Origin of the sequence: Clavibacter lycopersici (assembly GCF_003576405.1) — a bacterium.
Taxonomy (GTDB): Bacteria; Actinomycetota; Actinomycetes; order Actinomycetales; family Microbacteriaceae; genus Clavibacter; species Clavibacter lycopersici.
The window spans coordinates 1-21,347 of the sequence record NZ_QWGT01000017.1 but is presented as its reverse complement, the minus strand read 5'-3'; the positions used below and the strand labels follow the sequence as shown (position 1 = coordinate 21,347).

The window sequence follows — 21,347 nt, the reverse complement described above, 5'->3', positions numbered from 1 at the left end:
CTCACCGTCGCGGCGGCGGCGGCGGCGGCGCGGGCGGCGGATCCGCGGGCTCCCCGCCGCAGGCCCTGCGAGAGGAGCACGCCGAGGAGCACGAGGACGGCGCCCGCGGGCTCGTTCCAGTGCAGGGTCTCGCCGAGCACGAGGATCCCGAGCGCGACGCCGACCACGGGCGTGATGTAGGTGACGGTCGAGGTGGCGGTGGGTCCCCAGGCGAGGAGCACGTTCATGTTCCAGAGGTAGGCGAGGCCCGTGCCGACCACGCCGAGCACCACGAGGCTGAGCACGACGGGCAGGTCGAGCGTCACGGGGCCGGTAGCGAGGAACGGGGTCGCGAGGATCATCGCGGCGGCGCCCATGCCGATCTGCATGAAGGCGGTGACGACGCCGGGGATGCCGCGGTGGGTGAGGAAGCGGCGGAGGTAGCTGAACGTGATCCCGTAGCAGACGGCCGCGCCGAGGCACGCGAGCTGGCCGGCGAGCTCGAGCAGCGGCTGGCCGGATGCGGCGGCCTCGGCGGACGGGGTCAGGCGCCACGGGCCGATGATCACGACCACGCCCACGATGCCGAGCGCGATGCCCGCGAGCTGCCGGCGGCCCAGCTTCTCCACGCGGAACGCGAGGGTGGCGAGGAGCGCGGTCATGATCGGCGTGGTCGCGTTGTAGATGCTCGCGACGCCCGAGGTGACGTGCTGCTCGGCCCACGCGAACAGCGAATAGGGGATGGCGGATCCGACGACGCCGACCACCGCGAAGTGCAGCCACACGACGCGCTCCCTCGGCAGCGGCAGGCGGCGGGCGGCGACGATGAGGCCGAGCGCGAGGGCGCCGAGCACCAGCCGCGTCCACGACACCTGGCCGAAGGAGACGCCCTCGAGCGCGACCTTCATGAAGAGGAAGCTCGCGCCCCAGACGGTGCCCATGGCGGCGAACTGCACGGCGATGCGGCGGCCGCCGGGGAGACCGAGCGGCGAGGCGGATGCGGCGGATGCGGAGGGCGCCGGTGCGCCGCGGGGTGTCACGTCGTCACTGTATCGGCGGGGTGCGACGGGCGGACGGCACCGGCGGGCTCCGGCCGACGTCAGCCGGCAGGGTGCTGGCCACGGCCGGCGATCGGCCCGTCCATGGGGCCGTCGGGGTGCAGCTCGGCGTCGAGTCCCTCCTCCATCTCGGAGAGGAGCGCTGCGATCGCCGCGTGCTCCTCCGGCGTCGCCCCGAACCAGGTCGCGATCTCGCGGCGCGGGATCACGAGGCTGTGACCCGGAGACACGGGGTTCGCGTCGGGGATCGCGAAGGCCAGCGCGTCGGACGCGACGTGCGCGTGCGGGGGCAGGGCGGTGAAGGGACCCGGCACGGGGTCAGTGCGCCCGATGCGTGGGAGCATCGGGCGATGACGACGACGCCCGCGACCGTGCTCGCCACGGCGCGGTTCGCGCTCGAGCCGCTGGTGGTCGCGCACGCGGGGGAGATGGTCGGGGTGCTCGCGGATCCCGCGCTGTACCGCTTCACCGGAGGCGAGCCGCCGACGCTCGAGGCGCTGCGGGCCAGGTTCGCGCGGCAGGCCGTCGGGCGCTCGCCGGATGGATCCGCGCGGTGGCTCGTGTGGGTGATCCGCGACCGCGCCTCGGGCCGGGCCGCCGGGTTCGTGCAGGCGACCGTGACCGAGGAGGGCGGGGCGCGCATGGCGGAGGTGGCGTGGCTCGTGGGGACCGCGGCGCAGGGATCCGGCGCGGCAGCCGAGTGCGCTGCGGCCGTGGTCGCGTGGCTGCGGGAGGACGGCGTCGGGATCGTCCGCGCGAACATCCACCCGGATCACGCGGCGTCCGAGGCCGTCGCCCGGCGGCTCGGGCTCGCGCCGACGGACGTGCGCGTCGAGGGGGAGACCCGCTGGGAGCTGCGGGCGGGCTAGGCGCCGTCGGCGGACGGGTCCCGGAGGTCGCAGGCCATCCACACGGTGTCGCCGTGCTCGGGATCCGGCGTGACGCGACCGCTCTCCGCGAAGCCCGCCTTCCCCAGCACGCGGAAGGAGGCGGTGTTCCACCGACGGACCGTCGACCACAGCCGGGCGCGTCCCGTCGCGCGGGCGGCGTCGACCACGGCGCGCGCCGCCTCCGTCGCGATGCCCCGGCCGTGCACGTCGCGCAGCAGCTCGAAGGCCATCTCCGGCTCCTCGACGGACGCGCTGCCCACGACCAGCCCGCAGTACCCGACGACGCCCGGCTCGTCCCGCCGCTCGACGGCGAGCAGCCCGATCCCCGTGTGGAGCGACTCCTCCGCCTGCACCGTCAGCCGTTCGCGGACCTCCTCGCGCGACGGACGCCCCTCGTCGTCGATGCGGCGGTGCGGGGGATGGCGCGGATCGCGCTCGGCCCAGAGGCGGTGCACGACGTCGACGTCCGACGGGCCGAGCGGCCGCAGCCGGAGACGGGCGGTCTCGAGGAGCGCGGGCAGGGGAGACGCGATCATGCGCTCACGGTACGTGCCGGTCCCCGCGGGTCGGCTGCGAGCATCGGGAAGCGGATGCGCGGCGGATCAGTGGACCGCGAGCTCCACCACGAGCACCGCCACGCCCAGCACCGCGACGCCCGCGAGCACCAGGAGCTTCACGCCGAGGGACACGCGCAGGCGCCGGACCGCGACGAGCGTCACGATCACGAGCGTCGCCACGAGCACGATCGCGATGATCCGCAGGGCCGCCGCGAGGTCGAGCACGCCGAGCGCGGAGAGGCCGAGGATCGCGAGCGGCGCGGGCAGCGCGCCCAGCGAGCTGAGCGCCACGTAGAGGATGTGGCCGACGTCCCGGCGGTCCGGCACCTCGCCGTCGCGCACCATCTGCGCGATGTACTCGGCCACCGACACCGCGAGCAGCGTGCCGACCACCGTGAGCAGGAGGGTGAGCGCGGCGCCGCCCACGGTCGCGTGATCCGCCTCGCGCTCGGTCGCGATGGTGACCGCGAGCGCGGTGAAGGTGACGTAGATCCGCTCCTTCAGCGCCTCGGAGCGCTGCTCGCCGTCGGGGGCGCGTCGGCCGCGGGTGTCCCGTGCGGGCGGCTGGTCTCTGTCGGTCAAGGGTTCAGGCTAGGGGCGCGGCCCGCGTGCCGCCCGGCGGCGTGGGAGCATCGGGTCCATGAGCGATGCGACCGCGCCCGTCTCCCCGCCGGATCTCGAGGCCGCCGAGCGGATGTGGTCCGCGTACGCCGAGGCGCACCCGCAGGCCGTCGCGGCCGGACCCGAGCACACGGTCGAGCACTTCGGGGACCACGCCCGGCTCGCGGACGAGCTCCTCGGGATCGTGCTGTCGGGCCGGAAGCGCGCCACGGCCGAGCTCGTCGCCGACTTCCTCGCGCGCGGCGACGAGGTGCCGCGCATCGGCTCGCACTGGATCGCCTGCGACAGCACCGGGGCGCCGCGCATCGTGATCCGCAGCACCGAGCTCCGCGTCGGCCCCTTCACGAGCGCCGACGCCGCCTTCGCGCACGACGAGGGCGAGGACGACCTGTCGCTCGAGAGCTGGCGCACGCAGCACCGCATCTACTGGGAGCGCGTGAGCGCGGCCCGCGGTGCCGCGTGGTCGGAGGGCGACGAGATCGTGTTCGAGCGCTTCGCCGTGGTGTGGCCGCCGGAGCACGCGGACCCGCGGTGACCCGGGCGCGCATCCCCGCCCGCCTCTGGTTCGGAGCGCAGGCGCTCGGCGGGGCCGCGTGGTGGATCGCCGTGCCGAGCATCCCGGCGGCGCGCGTCGCGACGCTCGGCGCGCTGGATCTCCCGCGGTTCGAGATGCGGCACGCGACCGCATGAGGCTGAGCGCCGGTCGTGCCGCCCTGGTCGCATGGGGTGGGTGGAGCGCAGGATGGACCGATGGCTGACACCGAGATCCCCCGCACCGCATTCCCCGACGGCCGCAGCACGGTCGCCCTCGCGCAGGGCACCTGGAACATGGGCGACGAGCCCGCCGCCCGCGCGACCGAGCTCGACGCCCTGCGCGCCGGCATCGACGCGGGCCTCACCGCGATCGACACGGCCGAGATGTACGGCAGCGGGCGATCCGAGGAGCTCGTCGGCGAGGCGATCGCCGGCCGCCGCGACGAGGTCTTCCTCATCAGCAAGGTGCTGCCGTCGAACGCGTCCCGCCGCGGCACGGGCGAGGCGGCCCGCCGCAGCCTCGCGCGCCTCGGCACCGACCGCCTCGACCTCTACCTGCTGCACTGGCGCGGATCCCACCCCCTCGCCGACACGGTCGCCGCCATGCAGGAGCTCGTGCAGGAGGGCCTGATCCGCGCGTGGGGCGTCAGCAACCTCGACGCCGTCGACCTCGACGAGCTCGCCGCGATCCCCGGCGGCGCCGACGCGCAGACCGACCAGGTCCTCTACAACCTCGCCCAGCGCGGGCCCGAGCGCGACGTGATCCCGTGGGCGCGGTCGCGGCGGATGCCCGTCATGGCGTACTCGCCGCTCGACCAGGGGCGGCTCGCGACGGATCCGACGCTCGCCGCCCTCGCCGAGCCGCTCGGCGTGAGCGCCGGCCAGCTCGCGCTCGCCTGGGTCGTCCGCCAGGCCCCGCACGTCTTCGCGACCGCCAAGGCCGCGACGGCCGCGCACGTCGCCGAGAACCGCGCGGCGCTCGACCTCCTGATCCCGGACGAGACGCTCGCCGCGCTCGACCGCGCGTTCCCGGGGCCGACGGGGTCGGGTCCGCTCGCGATGTACTGAGGCGGATCTTCGGCAGGGTCTGCGGCCACTGCATCTGTTGGAGATTCGTCTAGTTTTAGTGAGAAGACTCAGTCTCAGGAGGTCAGCGGGCCGCGCCGGATACCTACCTGCGATGAAAACCGATTCAGCCTTTAGGAGGGTTTGAATCGTCTCCGTACGAGTTCTTCTCACCGATGGTGCCATCTAGCTTGCGGACTGTGTGCTCCACAGCTCGCTCCTTTGCCATTTCGCGACCAACTGCCTGCTGCTCGGCCTTTGTGCCACCGGAGTGCGCGGCTCGAGAGCTGCCCTCTACCTTGCTCTTCCAGACGCCGTCATCGTTGTACGTGCTGATGTCACCTTTAGCCATAATTCAACAGTAAGTGAATAGCGGGCATAAGTCCAAGGCAAATCCGGATCGAAGTTTACAGCATTTAATTCGGTGATGAGCTGCGGCGATTGCTTGCGCGTCTTGCGAAGCAGAGGACTTTGTTCGTGACGTGTGCGTCTCGCGCGGCACAGCCTCACGCCCGCGCGACCCCCGTCACGATCCACCGGTCGCCGCGCGCCCGCAGGCCCAGCGTGAGCGCGCGGGCGCCGATGTAGACGAGGCCGAACGCGGCCCACAGCGCGAGGAGGGCGGGGGTGCCGGCGACGCGGCCCGTCTCGGTGAGCCAGGCGACGAGGATCAGCGCGGGCGCGTAGATCGCGAGGTTCACGAGCCCCGCGAGGGCGAGGTAGCGGGCGTCGCCGGCGCCGATGAGCACGCCGTCGAGCACGAACACGTACCCGGCGACCGGCAGGCCGACGGCGAGCACGAGGGTCACGGCGGTGAGCATGCGGTGGATCCCCGCGTCGCCCGTGAAGACCGGCCCGAGCAGCGGCGATAGCGCGGCGAGCACGAGTCCGAGGATCACGCCGAGGCCCACGCCCCACTGCACGAGCCGGCGGGCGACCGCCCGGACGCGCGGCACGTCGTCGGCGCCGAGGCCGTGACCGACGAGGGCCTGGCCGGCGATGGCGAGGGCGTCGAGCACGAACGCGACGGTCGAGAAGAGCGTGAGCGCGATCTGCAGGGTCGCCAGCCCGGTGACCCCGAGCCCCGCGCCCACCGCGACGGTCGCGAGGATCGCCGCCCGGAGCGACGCCGTGCGCACCAGCAGCCACCCGCCCGACGCCGCCGAGCGCGCGACGCCGCGGATGCCGGGCCGCAGGGTCGTGCCGGTCTCGCGGGCGGCGCGCACCGCGATCACGACGAACACCGCGGCCATGCCCCACTGCGCGATCACGGTGCCCCACGCGGATCCGGCGATGCCGAACCCGAGCCGATAGATGAGGAGCGCGTTGAGCGCCGCGTTCGCCGCGAACCCGGAGACCGCGACGACGAGCGGGGTGCGCGTGTCCTGCAGGCCGCGGAGGAGGCCGGTGGCGGCGATGACGAGGAGCATCGCGGGGATCCCGAGCAGCGAGATGCCGAGGTAGGTGCTCGCGGCGTCGACCACCGCGGCGGTGGCTGCACGGCTCGCATCGGAGCCGCCGACGTCGGCGCCGCCGGTGTCGGCGAGGGCGCGCACGAGCGGATCCGCGAACAGGAGGCCGAGCACGAGCACCACGGCTCCGAGCGCGAGCGCGAGCCACAGGCCGTCGATGCCCGCGCGGATCGCGCCCGGCCGGTCGCCCGCGCCGAGCCGCCGCGCGACCGTGGGCGTCGTCGCGTAGGCGAGGAAGACGAGCAGGCCGACGATGGTCTGCAGGATCACGCTCGCGATGCCGAGACCGGCGAGCGGCGCGCTGCCGAGGTGCCCGACGAGCGCGGTGTCGGTGAGGAGGAACAGCGGCTCGGCCACGAGCGCGCCGAGCGCGGGCACGGCCAGCGCGAGGATCTCGCGGTCGAGCGGGCGGCGGATCCGCGGGCGCCGCCCGGTGGGTCCGCCCCTGGGCGCGCCCGTCAGCGGACCGCGTGCGCGAGCCGCTGCACGACCCCGGCGGTCGCGGCCGTGAAGGCGCGCGCGACCTCGGGGTCGAGCGAGGCGAGCGAGATCGGCCCGCGCTCGGCGATGTGGGCGTCGTACGGCACCGTGAAGATCTGGGCCGGGCGGGCGTCGTCGAGGATCCGGTCGATGCGCGCGACGACCGCGGGGTCCTCCGGGCGTCCGTCGTGCAGGCGGATGATGACGGCGTTGTCGGCGAGCATGGCCGCGTGGCCGCCGAGCTCGCGCAGGAAGTCGAGCAGCGCGACGGCCTCGAGCACCGCATCGCCCGCGTTGAGCACGGGGACGACGAGCACGTCGGTGACCTCGATCGCGCCGCGGAAGGCGGACGACGACGGCTGGTTGCCGGAGTCCATCACGCGCACCGCGTAGTACTCGTCGATGAGGCGCGAGACGCCGATCACGTCCTCGCCCGTGAGCTCGCGGCGCGGCCCGACGGATGCGACGACCGACGCGAAGCTCGTCTGCGGCGCCGTGTAGCCGGCGAGCTGGCCGGCGGAGTGGATCTCGTCGCGGTCGCGCACGAGCTCGCCGAGCCCGCGCTGCGGCTGGCCCTCGGCGCGGTAGCCGAGCGCTCCGGGATCGTCGGTGACCTCGACCACGGCGACGGATCCGCCGCGGATGGAGCCGAGCACGCCGCCGAGGATGAGGCTGGTGGGCGTCTTGCCCACGCCGCCCTTGCGGTTCGCGACCAGCACGCTGACCGCGCGCGACCACGTGGCCTGGCGGATGATGCGCTCGTCGCCCTCGCGCCGGGCGACCTCCGCGTTCGCGGCGGCCTCCTCGGAGCCGGGTCCGATCTTGAAGACCCCGCCCGTGACGGTGTTCAGGAATCCGCGGAAGCCGGTGCGCGCGACCGCGGGGCCGCGGGGCGGGCGGTGGCCGGACTGCTCGGGGAAGAGGGTGAGGGCGCTCGCGGCGGCGTCGGCGCGCGGGGTGCGCATGGCGTAGCGCTGCGGATCCGCGTCGGGGAAAGCCGTGAGGTCGGTGCCGGGGCGGCGGGCCTCGGCGGGATCCTCGTCCTCGTCGGGCGCGGCGGGGAGCGATGCGACCGGGGTCGGCTCGGGGGCGGCCGTGGGGGCGGGCGCGGCGACGCGCTCGGAGCCCGCGGGGGTGATCGGGGCCTGCGACGCGTCGGCCTGCGCGTCGGAGGCATCGTCGTCCGTGCCCGCGACCTTCGCCTGCTCGACCTCGGACGACGGGCGCAGCGGCATGCGGAAGGGGTGCGCGTTCACGACGTGCGGCGCGGGGACGCTCCAGGTGGATCCCACCGCAGGGGCGACGACCGCGTCGAAGGCGGAGGGGGCGGCGGGGGCGGCGGATCCGTCCGGCGCCGACCCGCCCGCGGGGAGGTCCTCGGCGTCGTCGTCGGCGTCCTCAGCGGCGTCCACCTCGGCCTCGCGCTCGTCCTCGACGAACAGCTCGTCGAACGCGTGCGTGCCGACGACCTCGACGTCATCGGTGCGCGTGTCCTCGGTGTCGGCGAAGGTGTCCTCCGGCGCACCGGGCGCCAGGTCGTCGATGCCGTCGGCCTCGTCGTCTGCGGACGACGTGTCATCGGCGGGGGCGTCGGCGGGGGATCCGGGGCGCACGCGGTCGGGACCGAACAGCCCGCCCTCGGAGGTGCGCGGCACGGCGGGGAACGGATCCACCCAGCGGTGCGCGTCGCCCGACGCCTCGGCGGAGCCCCGCTCCATCTCCTGCTGGCGGCGGCGCAGCTCCCTGCGGCTGAGGAGGGGAGGCTCGACCGCCCCGCCGTCGCGGTGGCCGGTGTCGTGCGTGTCGTCGGTCATGTGGCTCGCCTTCGTCGTCCCCGCCTGCGCGGACGAGGCTACCAGGGGGCGGTCCCGCGCCCGGCTCCCGCGGATCGCCCCCGGCTTCGCGCCCCCGCCCGGGAGCCGGTGCGCCCTCGCCGCGGACCTCCGTCCACCGCGCACCGGATGCCCGGATCGGCGTCGGTTAGGGTCGGCACGTGATCCCGGACCCGACCCTCGACCGCCTCGCCGACACGCCGTTCGGGGCGCCCGCGAACGGCGACCCCGGGGTCGACGCGACCGTCCCCGCCGCGCCCGCCGGCGATCGCCCGGCCGCCGTCTCGTCCGTCGCGTCCGAGCTCGGGGCACTGCTCATGTCGATCCGCTCGCTGCGCATCGAGGAGGCGGCCGCGTTCCACGCCGGCCTCCAGCCCGGTGCGTTCGCGGTCGCGCGCTGGATCCGCACCGCAGGGCCGTCATCCGCCGGCGCCGTCGCGACGGGCCTCCTCATGGACAAGAGCTCGGTGAGCCGGCACCTCCGCGTGCTGCGCGAGGCCGGCTACGTGCAGGACGAGCCGGATCCCGAGGACCGCCGCTCCACGATCCTCACCCTCACGCCGCTCGCCGAGGAGCGCCTCGAGCACGTGCGGATGGGCACGCGCGAGCGCCTGCAGAACCGCCTCTCCGGGTGGGAGACGGCGGAGGTCGAGCAGCTCGCGGCGCTGCTGCACCGCTTCAACGTGTCGCCGCGCGACCGGCCCGCGGACGCCTGAGCCGGCGCTGCCCGAGCCGGCCTCGCTCGTCCTCGCCCTGCCGCGTCACCCCGCCTGGTGCACCGCGTAGCTCGCCACGAACCCGAGCACCGTCACGAGCCCGGTGAGCGCCTGCGCCTTGCGGAACGCCTCGGGGATCATCGTGTCGCAGATCATCGCGAGGATCGCACCGGCCGCGAACGCCATCACGACCGACTGCCCGCTCTCCGGCAGGCCGCCGAGCAGTGCGTACCCGGCGAGCGACGAGAGCGCGCAGACGACGGCGATGGAGGTCCACAGCCCGAAGACGTAGCGCGCGCTCCGGCCGGACTGCTTGAGGTCGGCCGTGCTCGACATTCCCTCGGGGAAGTTCGAGATGACGACCGCGACGAGCACGCCGATGCTCAGCGCCCCGCCGCCCGTGAGGCTGAGGCCCTGCACGGCCGTCTCGGGCACGCCGTCCAGCAGGGCGCCGAGCGCGATCCCGACTCCCGTGCCGCCCCCGCCGCCCGACTTCCCGTGGTGCTTCCGGCGGAAGCCGCCGTGCTCGAGGACCTGGTCGAGCACCACGTACACGACCGCACCCGCGACGAAGCCGCCGAGCGTGGGGATCACGCCGCCGCTCGCCGCGGCCTCGTCGACCAGGTCGAACGACAGCGCCGAGATGAGCACGCCGGCGCCGAACGCCATCACCAGCGCGACGACCTCGCGCGGCACCTTCACGAACCACGCGACGAGCGATCCGACGACGAGCGACAGCCCGGAGAGCAGGCCGGCGAGCCCGGCCAGGAGGAGAGGCGACATGCCTCCGAGGATGCTCCTCGCACGCGCCCCGCGTCACGTCGACCCGGTTTGCGCCATCCGCGCGGAGCCGATCTGATGGGGCGGATGCGGATCACCCGGGGGACCACGGCCGGCCGGCGGCGGACGGCCGCAGCGCTCCTGGCCGTCTCAGCGGCGATCGCGGGTGTCGCGGTCGCCGGCCTCGTCCTGCTGTCGGAGGGGCGTCGCGACGTCGTCGAGCTCATCGCGCCGGTGCTCGCGGCCTCGCTGCTGGCGGCCGTCATAGCCGCGGTCGGCGCCGCGCCGTACCACCTGCGGCGCGGCCGCGCCCCGTGGCCGGCACTCTGGGCGGCGTCGATCGCGGCGATCCTGGCCCTGACGTGGGCGCTCGTCGCGGTCGCCGGGTGGACCACCGGGGACGGCGGATCCATCGCGATGACGGCTCTGCTCGGCGCGCCCCTCGTCGCGTCGTCGGCCATAGTCGCCGTGCCCGTGACCGAGGGGATCCTCCGGCTGCGCGACCGACGACGCGGCTAGCGGACGCCGCAGATCACCGCCCCGCCGACACCCCCGCGTCGCGGAGCGCGAGGTCGGCGAGCTGGCGCACCACGCGCGGGTCGCCCGCGCGCCAGGCGGCGACCGGATCCGGGTGCGCCTTCAGGAGCGCCGCGGGCTTCCGCGACGAGAGCGCCCGCAGCGCGAGCAGCTCGGTGCCGCCGGGTGTCGCGGCGAGCTGCCGGGCGGCGGCCGCGCGGCGCACGAACGAGACGCGGCGGAGCAGCCAGTGCCGCACGATGAACGCGATCGGCACGAGTGCCACGAGCAGACCCAGCACGAGCGCGATGGTGCCGACGAGCGACTGCTGGTCGCGCCCCGCCTGCACGAGGCCGGATCCGATGCCGCTCGCGTCCTCGAACGGCCCGCGCGCGGCGTCGCCCACGAGCGGCAGCCCGCCGAGCGCGTCCGCGGCGTCGGTCATCGCGCCGCTGAGCCGCGTGCCCGAGGTCTCCATGCTGCGGCCGAGGTCGCCGAGCGGGCGGATGAGCGCGGCCACGGCGATCCCCACCAGCACCGACACGACGATGCCCGCGAGCGCCGCGGTGTCGGCCGCGATCTGCCGGGCGCGGACGAGGGGGAGCGCGGAGTAGAGCTGCATGCGTCCAGCCTGGCCTGGTCGCACGACTCGGACGCGCCGGCGGGTCCGCCGGTCCGACCTGTCAGTCCAGCGCGTCGAGCGCGCGCAGCGCCTCGCGGGCGCGCTCGAGGCGGTCATCCTCCGGCTCGTCCCACCAGCGCGGTCCGCGCTCGCCGAGGCCGTGCTTCGCGAGGCCGACCCTGTGGCGGGCCGAGGCGACCGCGTCGTCGTCGCCTGCGCGCCTGGCCGTGCGGACGCCGGAGCGCCCGCGCCCGAGATGGGACTTCAGCGCGTCGACCACGTCGGCCGGCAGCGACGGATCCGTGCGCGGCCACCGCCGCCCGTCGACGACCAGCCAGCGCTCCGCCTCGATCGCGGCGTCGGACGCGTCGGTGTCGGGATCGTCCGGGCGCTCGGTCATGATCCGACGCTAGCCCCGGCCGTGTCCGCCGCCCGACCGCGCGCCGCGACAGGCCAGGCGCGGGATCCGCGCACGCACGAGGGCCGGGGCGCACGCACGCCCCGGCCCTCTGATCAGCTCGTCTCGGATCAGCCCCGCCACACCTGGATCACCGACGGGCGCGGCCCGCGCCAGGCGCCCTTCGGCGGGGTGACGCCGGCGGGCACGTAGTCGGGGAAGAACGAGTGCTGCTCGGCGAACGAGCCGTCCTCGCCCGGGTGCTGCACCGCGACGAACACCATGCCCTCGGTGTCGTGCACGACCGGGCCGCAGGTCTCCGCCTCGGTGGGCACGGAGAGGAACTGCTGCACGTGGCCGCGCTCGGCGCCCTCGACGGGGACCTTGAACAGGCCGTCGTTGAGGCCGATGGTGCTCGGGGCGCCGTCGGTCGAGATCCAGAGGTTGCCCTCGGAGTCGAACGCGACGTTGTCCGGGCAGCTGATGGGCGAGACCTTGTCCTTCGGGAAGCCCGCGAAGTAGGTCGACTCGTTCTTCGCCGGGTCGCCGGCGACGAGCAGCAGGTTCCACGTGAAGGTGGTGGAGCGCGCGTCGCCGCCGTCCTCGGCGATCTCCACGATGTGGCCGTCGCGGTTGGTCGTCCGCGGGTTCATCTCCGTGGCGCCCTCCTTGCCGGCCTTGCCGCGGTCGGTGTTGTTGGTGCAGGCGACGTAGACCTTGCCCGTGACGGGGCTCGGCTGGACGTCCTCGCAGCGGTCCATCTTCGTGGCGCCGGCGGCGTCCGCGACGAGGCGCGTGTGCACGAGCGCCTCCTCGGTGGTGAAGCCGGCGATCTGGCACACGCCGTCGACGACCAGCGGGATCCACTCGCCGATGCCGTCGAACTGGCCGTCGGACGGCACCTGGCCGGTGCCCGTGATCTCCGCGACGGGCGAGTCGCCCGTGAAGCGCGCCACGTACAGCGCGCCGCGCGTGAGGAGCTGCTTGTTCCTGCGGCGGTCCTGGCGCGAGGTGCCCACGACCATCGTGTCGTGCGAGACGAACTTGTAGAGGTAGTCGAAGCGCTCGTCGTCGCCCATGTACGCGGCGACGTGTCCGCTCTTGCCGAGGATCACGTTGGCGCCCTCGTGCTTGAAGCGGCCGAGCGCGGTGTGCTTCACGGGCGCCTCGCCGGGCTCGAACGGGTCGACCTCGACGATCCAGCCGAAGCGGTTCGGCTCGTTCTCGTAGCCGGCGTTCCGCGCGTCGAAGCGGGGGTCGATCTCCTCCCAGCCGCGGGTCGTCGCCTTGTCGGCGAGGCCGTAGCGCTTGTCGGACGCGCTGGTGCCCGCCGTGCGGAAGTAGCCGTTGAAGTTCTCCTCGCCGGAGAGCACGGTGCCCCACGGGGTGGTGCCGCCGGCGCAGTTGCCGAGGGTGCCGAGGATCTTCGTGCCCTTCGGGTCGTCCTTCGTGCGCAGCGAAGCGGATCCCGCGGCGGGGCCGGAGACGGCGAACGGGGTGTCCGCGGTGATGCGGCGGTTGCGGTGGTGGCCGATCGTGTACGTCCACGGCTGGCCGACCGTCTTGCGGCGGAGCGCGACGACGGACATGCCGTGCGAGGCCTTGCCGATGCGGCGCTGCTCGTCGAGCTCGGCGTCGTCGGCCGCGGGCGGGAACATGATGTTCTCGTTCGTGTACTCGTGGTTGGCGACGAGCAGCGCCTCCTTGTTCCGCGAGTTGATCGGGATGATGTCGAGGTAGTCGTTGTTGTAGCCGAACTGGCGCGACGCGAGCTTGGCCGTCTGGTTGTCCGCGTCGAAGTCGTCGGCGTAGCTGAAGAGCGGGTCGCCCCAGCGGATGATCGGCTGCCAGCGGTATCCGGTGGGCACGGTGAACTGGTCGACCGCGGCGTCGACGGGGGTGATCGCCTGGAAGGGCAGGTTCGACGCGGCCTGCGCGGCGGCGGCCTCGGCGCCGGGAGCGGCGGCGTTCTGGGCCACGAGGATCGCGAGGGCACCGGCGCCCGCGCCGCCGAGCAGCGTGCGGCGCGAGAGGGCGCGGCCGGCGATGTCGCGGAAGTAGGAGTTGTCGGTGGTGTTGGGGACGGGCTTCGTGCACGCGTCGTCGCACTTGAGGTGGCAGGTGACGGTGCTGCGCTTGCCGCGCGCGTGCGGATCGCGGGACAGGATCGGCAGCAGCCGGTGGTGGTTCTCGCGGATGAGGGTCATGTGGGGTCTCCATCGATCTCGGGCGTCTCCACCGGGAACGGCGGACGCATCACGCTTGGAAGGTATTGGCGCCCCCGGGCGCGCCCCCGACTCCCCGGTGGACGCCGGGTGAACCGGGGATGGCCGGATCGCGCGGGCGTACCGTCGAAGGGGGGCGCGGTCCGCGTCGCCGACACCCGAGGAGGATCCCCATGGCCAGGTTCGACACGAAGACCGCGCTCGTCACAGGCGGCGGCAGCGGCATCGGCGCCGCGATCTCCCGCGCGCTCGCCGAGGAGGGCGCGTCGGTCGTCGTCACCGACATCCAGCTGGAGGCGGCCGAGCGCGTCGTCGCCGAGATCGAGGCGGCGGGCGGCACGGCCACCGCGTTCCGCCAGGACACCTCGAAGGCGGAGGACTCCGAGAAGGCCGTCGCGCACGCGATCGACACGTACGGCGCCCTGCACCTCGCCGTGAACAACGCCGGCATCAGCGCGCCCGCCGCCGACATCGGCGAGTACGACATCGCGGCGTGGGACCGCACGCGCGCGGTCGACCTCGACGGCGTCTTCTACGGCCTCCGCTACCAGCTCCCCGCGATGGTGGAGGCGGGCGGCGGCGCGATCGTCAACATGAGCTCGGTGCTGGGATCCGTCGGCTTCGCGCAGAACGCCGCCTACGTCGCGAGCAAGCACGCCCTCGTCGGACTCACCAAGGTCGCGGCCCTCGAGTACACGGCGCGCGGCGTGCGCACCAACGCGGTCGGCCCCGGCTTCATCGACACCCCGCTAGTGCGCTCGTCCCTCTCCGCCGACGCCCTCGCGTACCTCGAGAGCCAGCACGCGACCGGCCGCCTCGGCACCGACAAGGAGGTGTCGGCCCTCGTGCTGTTCCTCCTCAGCGACGACGCGTCCTTCATCTCGGGCAGCTACCACCTGGTGGACGGCGGCTACTCGGCGCGCTGATCGCGGCCTGACGCACCCGCGCCGCACACGAGCGGCCGCCCGGCGCGTCGAGACGCCGGGCGGCCGCGGTCCGGTGGCGCGCCGTCAGACGGGCGCGAGGAAGGTGAGCTGCGAGCCGTCCTCCACGATCAGCGGCCCGAGCGCCGCGTTGAAGGCCGCGCCGTACGACGCACCGATGTGCGCCTGGAACGCGGCGTCGTCGCGGTAGACCTCGTGCACGACGAAGCGCGCCGGATCCTCGACCCGCCGGTACGGCTCGAACACCACGTTCCCGGGCTCGGCGCGCACGAGCTCGGCGAGGTCGGCGATCATCCGCGCGACCTGCTCCTCGTGCCCGGGCAGCGCCGTGAACTCCGCGTACAGCACCGTCGCGGTCATGCGGTGGCCGCGCCCGTCATGATCGCCACCGCGTCGGTCATCGAGTGCGACTGCGGCGTGATCGTGGCGGCCTTCTTGCCGAGGCGCTGGATGTGGATCCGGTCCGCGACCTCGAACACCTGCGGCATGTTGTGGCTGATGAGGATCACCGGGATGCCGCGGTCGCGCAGGTTCCGCACCAGCTCCAGCACCTGGTTCGACTCGCGCACGCCGAGCGCCGCGGTGGGCTCGTCGAGCACGACGACCTTCGACCCGAAGGCGGCGGCGCGCGCCACGGCGACCGCCTGACGCTGCCCGCCGGACAGGTTCTCGACGGGCACGGTCACGTCCTGCAGCGTCGAGATGCCGAGCTCGGTCAGCTCCGCCTTGGCCTCGCGGCGCATCCCGGCCGTGTCGAGCATGCGGAAGACCGATCCGAGGATCCCCTTCTTCCGCCTCTCCCGCCCGAGGTAGAGGTTCGACGCGACGTCGAGCGCGGGCGAGACGGCGAGGTTCTGGTACACCGTCTCGATCCCCGCGGCCCGGGCGTCCTGCGGCCGCTTGAACGAGACCGGCTTGCCGTCGAGGAACAGCTCGCCCTCGTCGGGCGTCTCCGCCCCCGTGAGGCACTTGATGAGCGTCGACTTGCCGGCGCCGTTGTCGCCGATGATCGCGAGCACCTCGCCCGGGAAGAGCTCGAGGCTGACGCCGTCGAGGCCGACCACGCGGCCGAAGGTCTTCACGAGCCGCTTCGCCTCGAGCACGGGCGTGCGGGTCGGGGCGGGGGCGCTCCCCGCGGGGTCGGTGAGGGTCACTTGCGCACCTTTCGGATCCACTGGTCGACGGAGACCGCCACGATGATGAGGACGCCCACCGCGAGGGTCTGGTACAGCACGTCCAGCCCGGCGAGCGAGAGCCCGTTGCGGAAGACGCCCACGATGAGCGCGCCGAGGAGCGTGCCCCACACGGTGCCGCGGCCGCCGAAGAGGCTCGTGCCGCCGATGACCACCGCGGTGATGGAGTCGAGGTTGAGGTCGGCGCCCGCGTTCGGGCTGGCGGCGTTGCTGCGGCCGATCGCGATCCACGCGCCGACCGCGAGGATCGCCCCCGCCGCGAGGTACACGCTCATCAGCACCCGGTTGACGCTGATGCCGGCGAGGCGCGCGGCCTCCTTGTCGTCGCCGACCGCGTAGACGTGCCGGCCCCACGCCGTCTTGCCGAGGATGAACGCGACCAGGACGTAGAGCACGAGCATGAGGACCACGCCGAAGCTGATCTTCACGCCGGCGAGGTCGAACGTGCGCCCGGTCCACGACAGCGCCGCGGGCATGTCCACGCCGCGGACGGTGGCGCCGTTGGAGTAGAGGAGCGTGAGCGCCACGAAGATGTTCAGCGTCCCGAGCGTGACGATGAACGGGGGGAGCCGCAGCCGCGTCACGAGCAGGCCGTTGAACGCGCCGGCCGCGAGGCCCACGACGAGCCCGGCGACCAGCGCGGCCGGTGCAGGCAGGCCGTTCTGGCTCGCGGTCTGCGCGATGACCATCGACGTGAGCACCATGACCGCGCCCACCGACAGGTCGATGCCCGCGGTGAGGATGATCAGCGTCTGCGCCACCGCGAGCGTGCCGACCACGGCGACCTGCTGCGTCACGAGCGACAGGTTGGCGGGATCCAGGAAGCGGTCGTTGAGCAGGCCGAACACGATGATCGCGAGGACCAGCACGACGGCGGGGCTGACGGCGGGGTAGCGGTGCAGCACGCCGCGGATCCGGTCGAGGGGCGTCCGCCGGTCGAGGAACTCGTTGGCGAGGTCGAGCGCGGAGGTGGGCGGGTTCGGGTCGGCTGTGGTCCGGCTCACGGTCACTCGCCCCAGCACTTCGTCGCGGCGTCGTCGGCCGTGATGCTGTCGAGGCCGTCGACGGGGGTGTCGGTGACGAGCGCGGATCCGGTGTCGAAGAAGTCGAGGCCGGCGCTCGTGGCCGGCTTGGTGCCGTCCTTCGCGAGCTGGGCGATCGCCTCGACGCCGAGCTGCGCCATCTTCACCGGGTACTGCTGGGCGGTGGCGCCGATGACGCCCTCCTTCACGTTCTCGACGCCCGCGCAGCCGCCGTCGACCGAGACGAGGACCACGTCCTCCTCCTTGCCGGCCGCCTGCAGCGCCTGGTACGCGCCGAACGCCGCCGGCTCGTTGATCGTGTAGACGACGTTGATGTCGGGCTCCTTCGACAGCAGCGTCTCCATCGCGGTGCGGCCGCCGTCCTCGGCGCCCTGCGTGGCCTCGTTGCCGACGATCTCGTAGTCGCCGCCGCTGTAGTCGCCCGTCTTCGCCTCGTCGCCGTTCGTGGTCTCGTCCGCCACGTCGATGCCCATGCCGGTGAGGAAGCCCTGGTCGCGGTCGTAGTCGACCGAGACGGCCTTGTCGTCGTAGAGGTCGAGCAGGGCGATGGTCGCCTTCTTCCCGCCGAGCTGCGCGGCGGCCCACTTGCCGATGGACTCGCCCGCCGCGAAGTTGTCCGTGGCGAACGTGATGTCGACGGCGTCGGCGGGGTCGGGCGCGGTGTCCAGGGCGATGACGAAGAGGCCGGCGTCGCGGGCCTTCTGGATCGCGTCGACCACGGACGGGCCGTTCGGGGTGATGAGGATGCCCTTGTCGCCCTTCGAGATGGCGTTCTCGATGGCCTGGATCTGGGTGTCCTCGTCGCCGTCCTCCTTGCCGGCCGCGAGCGTGAGGTCGATGCCCGAGGACGCGGCGGCGTCCTTCGCGCCGTCCTGCATCGCCACGAAGAACGGGTTGGTGGTCGTCTTCACGATGAGCGAGACGCCGACGTCGCCGGAGCCGTCGGATCCGCTGCCCGAGCTGGAGCTCGAGCAGGCGGTGAGCCCGGCCGCGGCGATGAGGGCCGCGGAGCCGAGGGCGATGCTGCGCACGAAACGCGGGGATCGGTTCGTCATTGATGGATCCTGTCCTTCGGGTGGGAGCACGCTCCCGACAACGTTGTCAAGGAGAGGTCTAGCGGGTGCGACCGGGTATGGTCAAGCCATTGCGCAGGAAGCGAGACCCATCCGTGACACCGTTGTCATCCCCGCCCGTATCATCGTCCGCCGCGCCCCGCCCCACGATGAAGCACGTGGCCAAGCTCGCGGGCGTGGGCATCAAGACCGTCTCGCGCGTCGTCAACGGCGAGGCCAACGTCTCCCCGGAGATGACCGAGCGGGTGCGCGCGGCGGTCGAGCAGCTGCAGTACCAGCCGGATCTCCACGCCGGCAACCTGCGCCGCGCCGACCGGCGCACCAACACGCTGGGCCTCCTCGTCGGCAGCGTGGCCAACCCGTTCTCGGGAGCCGTGCACCGGGCCGTCGAGGACGTGGCGAAGGAGCGCCGCGTCGCCGTCTTCGCCTCGAGCCTCGACGATGACCCCGAGCGCGAGCGCTCCTCCATCGACGCCTTCCTGGCCCGCCGGGTCGACGGGCTGATCCTCACCACCATCGCGCCCAGCCAGGCCTACCTCGGCGTCGCGGCGTCGCGCGGCACGCCCGCGGTGTTCGTCGACCGCGTGCCCACGGGCATGGCGGCGGACGCGGTGATCACCGACAACGCGGCCGGCATCTCCCGGGCCGTCGCGCACCTCGCCGACCAGGGCCACCGGCGCATCGCGTTCCTCGGCGACCGGCCGGAAATCTTCACGGCCCGGGAGCGCGAGCGCGGCTTCGTCGAGGAGATGCAGCGGCGCGGCCTGCCCGTGGCGCCCGAGCTCGTCCTCGAGGGCGCGTACGACGAGAGCATGGCGGATGCGCTCGCCGAGCGCCTGCTCGCCCTGCCGGAGCCGCCGACCGCGATCGTCAGCGGGCAGAACCTTATCACCATCGGCGTCATCACGGCCCTCAGGCGGCACGACGCCCACCGGCGCATCGCGCTCGTCGGGTTCGACGACCTGCCGATGGCGGCCCTGCTGGATCCGGCCGTCACCGTGATCGCGCAGGACCCCTCGGGCATCGGCCACGCCGCCGCCGAGCGCGTCTTCGCCCGGCTGGACGGGGATCAGGGCCCCGCGCAGACCGTCGTCATCCCCACCACGCTCATCGTCCGAGGCTCAGGAGAGGTCCCCCGCCATGCATGACCAGCCCATCGTCGTCGTCGGCGACGCCCTGATCGACCTCATCCGCGAAGGCGACGAGGAGACCGCGTTCGTGGGCGGGGCCGCGCTCAACGTCGCCGTCGGGCTCGCGATCCTCGGGCACCGCGTGCAGCTCGTCGCGATGGTCGGCGACGACGCGCACGGCGCCCGCATCCGCGCCGAGCTCGACGCGCACGGGGTCGAGCTCATCGCCACCGTCGGGCCGTCGGGCACCTCCGTGGCGGTGAGCGAGCGCGTGGACGGCGAGCCGCGGTACTCCTTCAACGAGGCCGCGTGGAACCGGCGCGTGCGCATCGGCGAGGCGGAGCGGGCGGCGCTCGACGCGGCGTCGCTCGTGGTCGTGAGCTGCTTCCCGTACGACGACCACGACCAGGCCGACGAGCTGCTGTCCGCCGTGCGGGATCCGCGCGAGCGCCTCCTCGTCGACCCGAACCCCCGCGCCGGCATGCTCCACGACGCCGCGCGGTTCCGCGCCGGGTTCGCGCGCGCCGCAGCGGAGTCGCTGCTCGTGAAGATCGGCGACGACGACACCGAGCTGCTGGGCCTCGGTGCGCTGGTCGACGCGCGCTCCTCGCTGCACGCGGCCGGCAGCCGCCTCGTGCTGGCCACCGAGGGCGCGCGCGGCGCGTCCGTGCAGCTCGAGGACGGGGCGGTGGCGGCGGCCGGCATCGCGCCGGATCCGCGCCCGATCGTCGACACCATGGGCGCCGGCGACGCGTGCCTCGCCGCCGCGGCCGACGCCATCGCGCGCCGGGGTGCACCGCGCACCCCCGAGGAGGGCGAGGCGATGCTCCGCACCTGCATGGCGATCGCCGCGGCCACCTGCCGCGAGCACGGCGCGCTCCTGCGGATGCCGACGGCCTGAGGCAGGGCGCAGGGCGCAGGGCGCAGGGCGCAGGGCGCAGGGCGCAGGGCGCAGGGCGCAGGGCGCAGGGCGCAGGCTACCGGTGCTCGGGGCCGTGCGATCCGGTTCCCCCGTGCGGCGTAGCGTCTCCTCGAACGAATCGATCGAACCGCCGAGCGGGACCCCCTCGGCGGCGGTGCTCGAGCAGGTCAGCGCAGTCCTCCGTGACGCGTCCGCCGACGACACCCCTCCTCGGCAGACGGCTGCGGGCCCTGCGCCGCGCACCGATGGAGCAGACGAGGAGGATCACCATGGACGACGCACGGACCTTGATCGTCGGCGGGACCGGGACGGTCGGATCGGCCGTCATCGCCGAGGCGCTCCGTCGGGGGATGACCGGGTTGAGGGCCATGAGCCGCGACGCGCGGCGGCTCGCGGATCTCCCCGACGGCGTCGACGGCGTGGTCGGCGATCTGGGCGACCCCTACTCCGCGATGCCGGCCTTCGAGGGTGTCCAGCAGATGTTCCTGTCCCTGACGGGCACGCCCACCGAGCTGTACGAGACGACCGTCGCGGTGGACCACGCCGTGGCGGCGGGTGTCCGACGGATCGTCTACCTGTCCGTCCAGGACCTCGACCGGGCGCCGCAGGTGCCCCACAACTCCGCGAAGCTCGCCGTGGAGTCCCTCCTCGAGCACAGCGGCGTCGAGGCCTGCTTCCTCCGGGTCAACAACTTCTTCCAGAACGACCTCTGGTACCTCGACGCGATCCACGACGGCGTCTACCGCAGCCCCTCGGCGGGGCGGGAGTCTCCCGGGTCGATGTGCGCGACATCGCGGAGGTCGCGGTGAGCGCCCTGACCCCGGGGACGGAGCTCGCCGGTCCGATCGACGTGGCCGGCCCGACCGCGTGGACCGGTGAGGCGACGGCCGCGGCCCTGTCCGAGGCCCTCGGGACGACCGTGACCTACGGAGGAGACGACCTGGCGGCCTGGCGCGAGGCGTCCCTGGCCTCCATGCCCCCCTGGCTCGTGTACGACTACGAGCGCATGTACTCCGGCTTCCAGCGCGACGGCCTCGTCGGGAGCCCCGAGGCCATCGAGCGTCTCAGCGCGATCCTCGGGCATGCGCCCCGGTCCTACGAGGACTACGTGCGCGAGCTGCTCGCGACCGCCTCGTAGTGCGGCACGAGCCCGGATCCGCCGTCCGCTCAGCGGGCGAGCGCCAGGGCCAGCGCGGCCACACCCGCGCACGCGGTGAGCGCCGCGACGAGCGCGGGGAGCGCGCCGCCGGGGAGCGCCGCGGCGTGGCCAGCGTCGGCGGATCCCGCGGTGAGGATCC

The 21,347-nt window shown here is 73.8% G+C and carries 26 protein-coding genes; 11 read left to right on the top strand and 15 right to left on the bottom strand.

Features of this window, described 5'->3' with window-relative positions; all coding sequences use genetic code 11:
- Both DZG00_RS02550 and DZG00_RS02545 read right to left on the bottom strand, forming a co-directional pair.
- Positions 1 to 920, bottom strand: a 920-nt coding sequence (locus DZG00_RS02550) for a DMT family transporter (protein ID WP_147359908.1), incomplete at its 3' end; no start/stop codon positions are given.
- 158 nt (positions 921 to 1,078) lie between these two features.
- On the bottom strand, positions 1,079 to 1,381 hold the full coding sequence (locus DZG00_RS02545; RefSeq protein WP_119382212.1) for an HIT family protein: 303 nt from the start codon (positions 1,379 to 1,381) through the stop codon (positions 1,079 to 1,081).
- Between the two features lie 6 nt (positions 1,382 to 1,387).
- Between DZG00_RS02545 and DZG00_RS02540 the strand changes: the two genes are divergently transcribed.
- Entirely contained in the window at positions 1,388 to 1,906 is a 519-nt protein-coding gene (locus tag DZG00_RS02540; protein WP_119382213.1) for a GNAT family N-acetyltransferase, read from the top strand.
- Here the strand turns inward: DZG00_RS02540 and DZG00_RS02535 are convergent.
- The gene (locus tag DZG00_RS02535; RefSeq protein WP_119382214.1) at positions 1,903 to 2,463 is read right to left on the bottom strand and encodes a GNAT family N-acetyltransferase; all 561 of its coding nucleotides are present in this window, start codon (positions 2,461 to 2,463) and stop codon (positions 1,903 to 1,905) included. The genes DZG00_RS02540 and DZG00_RS02535 overlap by 4 nt on opposite strands.
- Positions 2,464 to 2,529: 66 nt before the next feature.
- Positions 2,530 to 3,066 carry a hypothetical protein gene (locus DZG00_RS02530; protein ID WP_119382215.1) on the bottom strand — a complete coding sequence of 179 codons (537 nt, stop codon included), beginning with the start codon at positions 3,064 to 3,066 and terminating at the stop codon, positions 2,530 to 2,532.
- Positions 3,067 to 3,124: 58 nt separating this feature from the next.
- On the opposite strand from DZG00_RS02530, the gene DZG00_RS02525 reads away from it, so the two are divergent.
- Genes DZG00_RS02525 through DZG00_RS02515 form a run of 3 tightly spaced genes read left to right on the top strand, consistent with a single transcriptional unit; the run spans position 3,125 to position 4,707 of the window.
- Positions 3,125 to 3,640, top strand: coding sequence for an ASCH domain-containing protein (locus tag DZG00_RS02525; RefSeq protein WP_119382216.1), 516 nt, complete (start codon positions 3,125 to 3,127; stop codon positions 3,638 to 3,640).
- On the top strand, positions 3,637 to 3,795 hold the full coding sequence (locus DZG00_RS02520) for a hypothetical protein (protein ID WP_233549076.1): 159 nt from the start codon (positions 3,637 to 3,639) through the stop codon (positions 3,793 to 3,795). The genes DZG00_RS02525 and DZG00_RS02520 overlap by 4 nt, the downstream gene beginning before the upstream one ends.
- Before the next feature lie 60 nt (positions 3,796 to 3,855).
- Positions 3,856 to 4,707: an aldo/keto reductase gene (locus DZG00_RS02515; protein ID WP_119382217.1), complete on the top strand. Its 852-nt coding sequence runs from the start codon at positions 3,856 to 3,858 to the stop codon at positions 4,705 to 4,707.
- Between the two features lie 124 nt (positions 4,708 to 4,831).
- Here DZG00_RS02515 and DZG00_RS02510 read toward each other — a convergent pair whose 3' ends face one another.
- The 3 genes from DZG00_RS02510 to DZG00_RS02500 form a co-directional block, all read right to left on the bottom strand.
- On the bottom strand, positions 4,832 to 5,056 hold the full coding sequence (locus DZG00_RS02510; RefSeq protein WP_119382218.1) for a DUF2188 domain-containing protein: 225 nt from the start codon (positions 5,054 to 5,056) through the stop codon (positions 4,832 to 4,834).
- Positions 5,057 to 5,210: 154 nt separating this feature from the next.
- Positions 5,211 to 6,554, bottom strand: a complete 1,344-nt coding sequence (locus DZG00_RS02505; RefSeq protein ID WP_233550069.1) for an MATE family efflux transporter — start codon at positions 6,552 to 6,554, stop codon at positions 5,211 to 5,213.
- A gap of 80 nt (positions 6,555 to 6,634) precedes the next feature.
- Positions 6,635 to 8,470 carry a MinD/ParA family ATP-binding protein gene (locus DZG00_RS02500; RefSeq protein WP_119455353.1) on the bottom strand — a complete coding sequence of 612 codons (1,836 nt, stop codon included), beginning with the start codon at positions 8,468 to 8,470 and terminating at the stop codon, positions 6,635 to 6,637.
- A 179-nt stretch (positions 8,471 to 8,649) separates the two neighbouring features.
- On the opposite strand from DZG00_RS02500, the gene DZG00_RS02495 reads away from it, so the two are divergent.
- Positions 8,650 to 9,204: a MarR family winged helix-turn-helix transcriptional regulator gene (locus tag DZG00_RS02495; protein WP_119383088.1), complete on the top strand. Its 555-nt coding sequence runs from the start codon at positions 8,650 to 8,652 to the stop codon at positions 9,202 to 9,204.
- A gap of 45 nt (positions 9,205 to 9,249) precedes the next feature.
- Here DZG00_RS02495 and DZG00_RS02490 read toward each other — a convergent pair whose 3' ends face one another.
- Positions 9,250 to 9,987: a ZIP family metal transporter gene (locus DZG00_RS02490; RefSeq protein ID WP_119383089.1), complete on the bottom strand. Its 738-nt coding sequence runs from the start codon at positions 9,985 to 9,987 to the stop codon at positions 9,250 to 9,252.
- A gap of 84 nt (positions 9,988 to 10,071) precedes the next feature.
- Here DZG00_RS02490 and DZG00_RS02485 point away from each other — a divergent pair, with 84 nt between their 5' ends.
- Positions 10,072 to 10,503: a hypothetical protein gene (locus tag DZG00_RS02485; RefSeq protein ID WP_119455352.1), complete on the top strand. Its 432-nt coding sequence runs from the start codon at positions 10,072 to 10,074 to the stop codon at positions 10,501 to 10,503.
- 13 nt (positions 10,504 to 10,516) lie between these two features.
- Here DZG00_RS02485 and DZG00_RS02480 read toward each other — a convergent pair whose 3' ends face one another.
- From DZG00_RS02480 to DZG00_RS02470, 3 genes are all read right to left on the bottom strand, one after another.
- A complete protein-coding gene (locus tag DZG00_RS02480) occupies positions 10,517 to 11,122 on the bottom strand; it encodes a hypothetical protein (RefSeq protein WP_119455351.1) in 606 nt (201 codons plus the stop codon).
- A gap of 61 nt (positions 11,123 to 11,183) precedes the next feature.
- Positions 11,184 to 11,522, bottom strand: a complete 339-nt coding sequence (locus DZG00_RS02475) for a biopolymer transporter Tol (protein WP_119382739.1) — start codon at positions 11,520 to 11,522, stop codon at positions 11,184 to 11,186.
- A 128-nt stretch (positions 11,523 to 11,650) separates the two neighbouring features.
- Positions 11,651 to 13,726 (bottom strand): PhoX family protein, encoded by a 2,076-nt coding sequence (locus tag DZG00_RS02470; RefSeq protein WP_119382740.1) that lies wholly within the window; start codon positions 13,724 to 13,726, stop codon positions 11,651 to 11,653.
- Positions 13,727 to 13,917: 191 nt separating this feature from the next.
- Between DZG00_RS02470 and DZG00_RS02465 the strand changes: the two genes are divergently transcribed.
- On the top strand, positions 13,918 to 14,670 hold the full coding sequence (locus tag DZG00_RS02465) for an SDR family NAD(P)-dependent oxidoreductase (RefSeq protein ID WP_119382741.1): 753 nt from the start codon (positions 13,918 to 13,920) through the stop codon (positions 14,668 to 14,670).
- Positions 14,671 to 14,754: 84 nt separating this feature from the next.
- Here DZG00_RS02465 and DZG00_RS02460 read toward each other — a convergent pair whose 3' ends face one another.
- Genes DZG00_RS02460 through DZG00_RS02445 form a run of 4 tightly spaced genes read right to left on the bottom strand, consistent with a single transcriptional unit; the run spans position 14,755 to position 17,979 of the window.
- On the bottom strand, positions 14,755 to 15,048 hold the full coding sequence (locus DZG00_RS02460; protein ID WP_119382474.1) for a putative quinol monooxygenase: 294 nt from the start codon (positions 15,046 to 15,048) through the stop codon (positions 14,755 to 14,757).
- Positions 15,045 to 15,842 carry an ATP-binding cassette domain-containing protein gene (locus tag DZG00_RS02455; RefSeq protein ID WP_119382473.1) on the bottom strand — a complete coding sequence of 266 codons (798 nt, stop codon included), beginning with the start codon at positions 15,840 to 15,842 and terminating at the stop codon, positions 15,045 to 15,047. The genes DZG00_RS02460 and DZG00_RS02455 overlap by 4 nt, the downstream gene beginning before the upstream one ends.
- Positions 15,839 to 16,885, bottom strand: a complete 1,047-nt coding sequence (locus DZG00_RS02450) for an ABC transporter permease (RefSeq protein ID WP_119382475.1) — start codon at positions 16,883 to 16,885, stop codon at positions 15,839 to 15,841. The genes DZG00_RS02455 and DZG00_RS02450 overlap by 4 nt, the downstream gene beginning before the upstream one ends.
- 2 nt (positions 16,886 to 16,887) lie before the next feature.
- Complete coding sequence (locus DZG00_RS02445) at positions 16,888 to 17,979, bottom strand: substrate-binding domain-containing protein (RefSeq protein WP_119382472.1); 1,092 nt, start codon at positions 17,977 to 17,979, stop codon at positions 16,888 to 16,890.
- A gap of 113 nt (positions 17,980 to 18,092) precedes the next feature.
- Between DZG00_RS02445 and DZG00_RS02440 the strand changes: the two genes are divergently transcribed.
- The 4 genes from DZG00_RS02440 to DZG00_RS17265 all read left to right on the top strand — a co-directional run bounded on the left by DZG00_RS02440 (position 18,093) and on the right by DZG00_RS17265 (position 21,187).
- Complete coding sequence (locus tag DZG00_RS02440; protein ID WP_119382471.1) at positions 18,093 to 19,145, top strand: LacI family DNA-binding transcriptional regulator; 1,053 nt, start codon at positions 18,093 to 18,095, stop codon at positions 19,143 to 19,145.
- On the top strand, positions 19,138 to 20,028 hold the full coding sequence (locus DZG00_RS02435; protein ID WP_119455350.1) for a carbohydrate kinase family protein: 891 nt from the start codon (positions 19,138 to 19,140) through the stop codon (positions 20,026 to 20,028). Before DZG00_RS02440 ends, DZG00_RS02435 begins: the two co-directional genes overlap by 8 nt.
- A 290-nt stretch (positions 20,029 to 20,318) precedes the next feature.
- Positions 20,319 to 20,858, top strand: a complete 540-nt coding sequence (locus DZG00_RS17270) for an SDR family oxidoreductase (RefSeq protein ID WP_233549232.1) — start codon at positions 20,319 to 20,321, stop codon at positions 20,856 to 20,858.
- The gene (locus DZG00_RS17265; protein ID WP_233549231.1) at positions 20,855 to 21,187 is read left to right on the top strand and encodes a Rossmann-fold NAD(P)-binding domain-containing protein; all 333 of its coding nucleotides are present in this window, start codon (positions 20,855 to 20,857) and stop codon (positions 21,185 to 21,187) included. The genes DZG00_RS17270 and DZG00_RS17265 overlap by 4 nt, the downstream gene beginning before the upstream one ends.
- The last annotated feature ends 160 nt before the right edge of the window (positions 21,188 to 21,347 follow it).

Excerpts from the sequence above, each read along its gene's own strand:
- DZG00_RS02515 (WP_119382217.1), top strand. The coding sequence starts at position 3,856 with ATGGCTGACACCGAGATCCCCCGCACCGCATTCCCCGACGGCCGCAGC.
- DZG00_RS02510 (WP_119382218.1), bottom strand. The coding sequence starts at position 5,056 with ATGGCTAAAGGTGACATCAGCACGTACAACGATGACGGCGTCTGGAAG.
- DZG00_RS02435 (WP_119455350.1), top strand. The coding sequence starts at position 19,138 with ATGCATGACCAGCCCATCGTCGTCGTCGGCGACGCCCTGATCGACCTC.
- DZG00_RS02460 (WP_119382474.1), bottom strand. The coding sequence starts at position 15,048 with ATGACCGCGACGGTGCTGTACGCGGAGTTCACGGCGCTGCCCGGGCAC.
- DZG00_RS02480 (WP_119455351.1), bottom strand. The coding sequence starts at position 11,122 with ATGCAGCTCTACTCCGCGCTCCCCCTCGTCCGCGCCCGGCAGATCGCG.
- DZG00_RS17270 (WP_233549232.1), top strand. The coding sequence starts at position 20,319 with ATGGACGACGCACGGACCTTGATCGTCGGCGGGACCGGGACGGTCGGA.
- DZG00_RS02445 (WP_119382472.1), bottom strand. The coding sequence starts at position 17,979 with ATGACGAACCGATCCCCGCGTTTCGTGCGCAGCATCGCCCTCGGCTCC.
- DZG00_RS02525 (WP_119382216.1), top strand. The coding sequence starts at position 3,125 with ATGAGCGATGCGACCGCGCCCGTCTCCCCGCCGGATCTCGAGGCCGCC.
- DZG00_RS02545 (WP_119382212.1), bottom strand. The coding sequence starts at position 1,381 with ATGCTCCCACGCATCGGGCGCACTGACCCCGTGCCGGGTCCCTTCACC.
- DZG00_RS02475 (WP_119382739.1), bottom strand. The coding sequence starts at position 11,522 with ATGACCGAGCGCCCGGACGATCCCGACACCGACGCGTCCGACGCCGCG.
- DZG00_RS02470 (WP_119382740.1), bottom strand. The coding sequence starts at position 13,726 with ATGACCCTCATCCGCGAGAACCACCACCGGCTGCTGCCGATCCTGTCC.
- DZG00_RS02500 (WP_119455353.1), bottom strand. The coding sequence starts at position 8,470 with ATGACCGACGACACGCACGACACCGGCCACCGCGACGGCGGGGCGGTC.
- DZG00_RS02485 (WP_119455352.1), top strand. The coding sequence starts at position 10,072 with ATGCGGATCACCCGGGGGACCACGGCCGGCCGGCGGCGGACGGCCGCA.
- DZG00_RS02465 (WP_119382741.1), top strand. The coding sequence starts at position 13,918 with ATGGCCAGGTTCGACACGAAGACCGCGCTCGTCACAGGCGGCGGCAGC.
- DZG00_RS02540 (WP_119382213.1), top strand. The coding sequence starts at position 1,388 with ATGACGACGACGCCCGCGACCGTGCTCGCCACGGCGCGGTTCGCGCTC.
- DZG00_RS02490 (WP_119383089.1), bottom strand. The coding sequence starts at position 9,987 with ATGTCGCCTCTCCTCCTGGCCGGGCTCGCCGGCCTGCTCTCCGGGCTG.
- DZG00_RS02535 (WP_119382214.1), bottom strand. The coding sequence starts at position 2,463 with ATGATCGCGTCTCCCCTGCCCGCGCTCCTCGAGACCGCCCGTCTCCGG.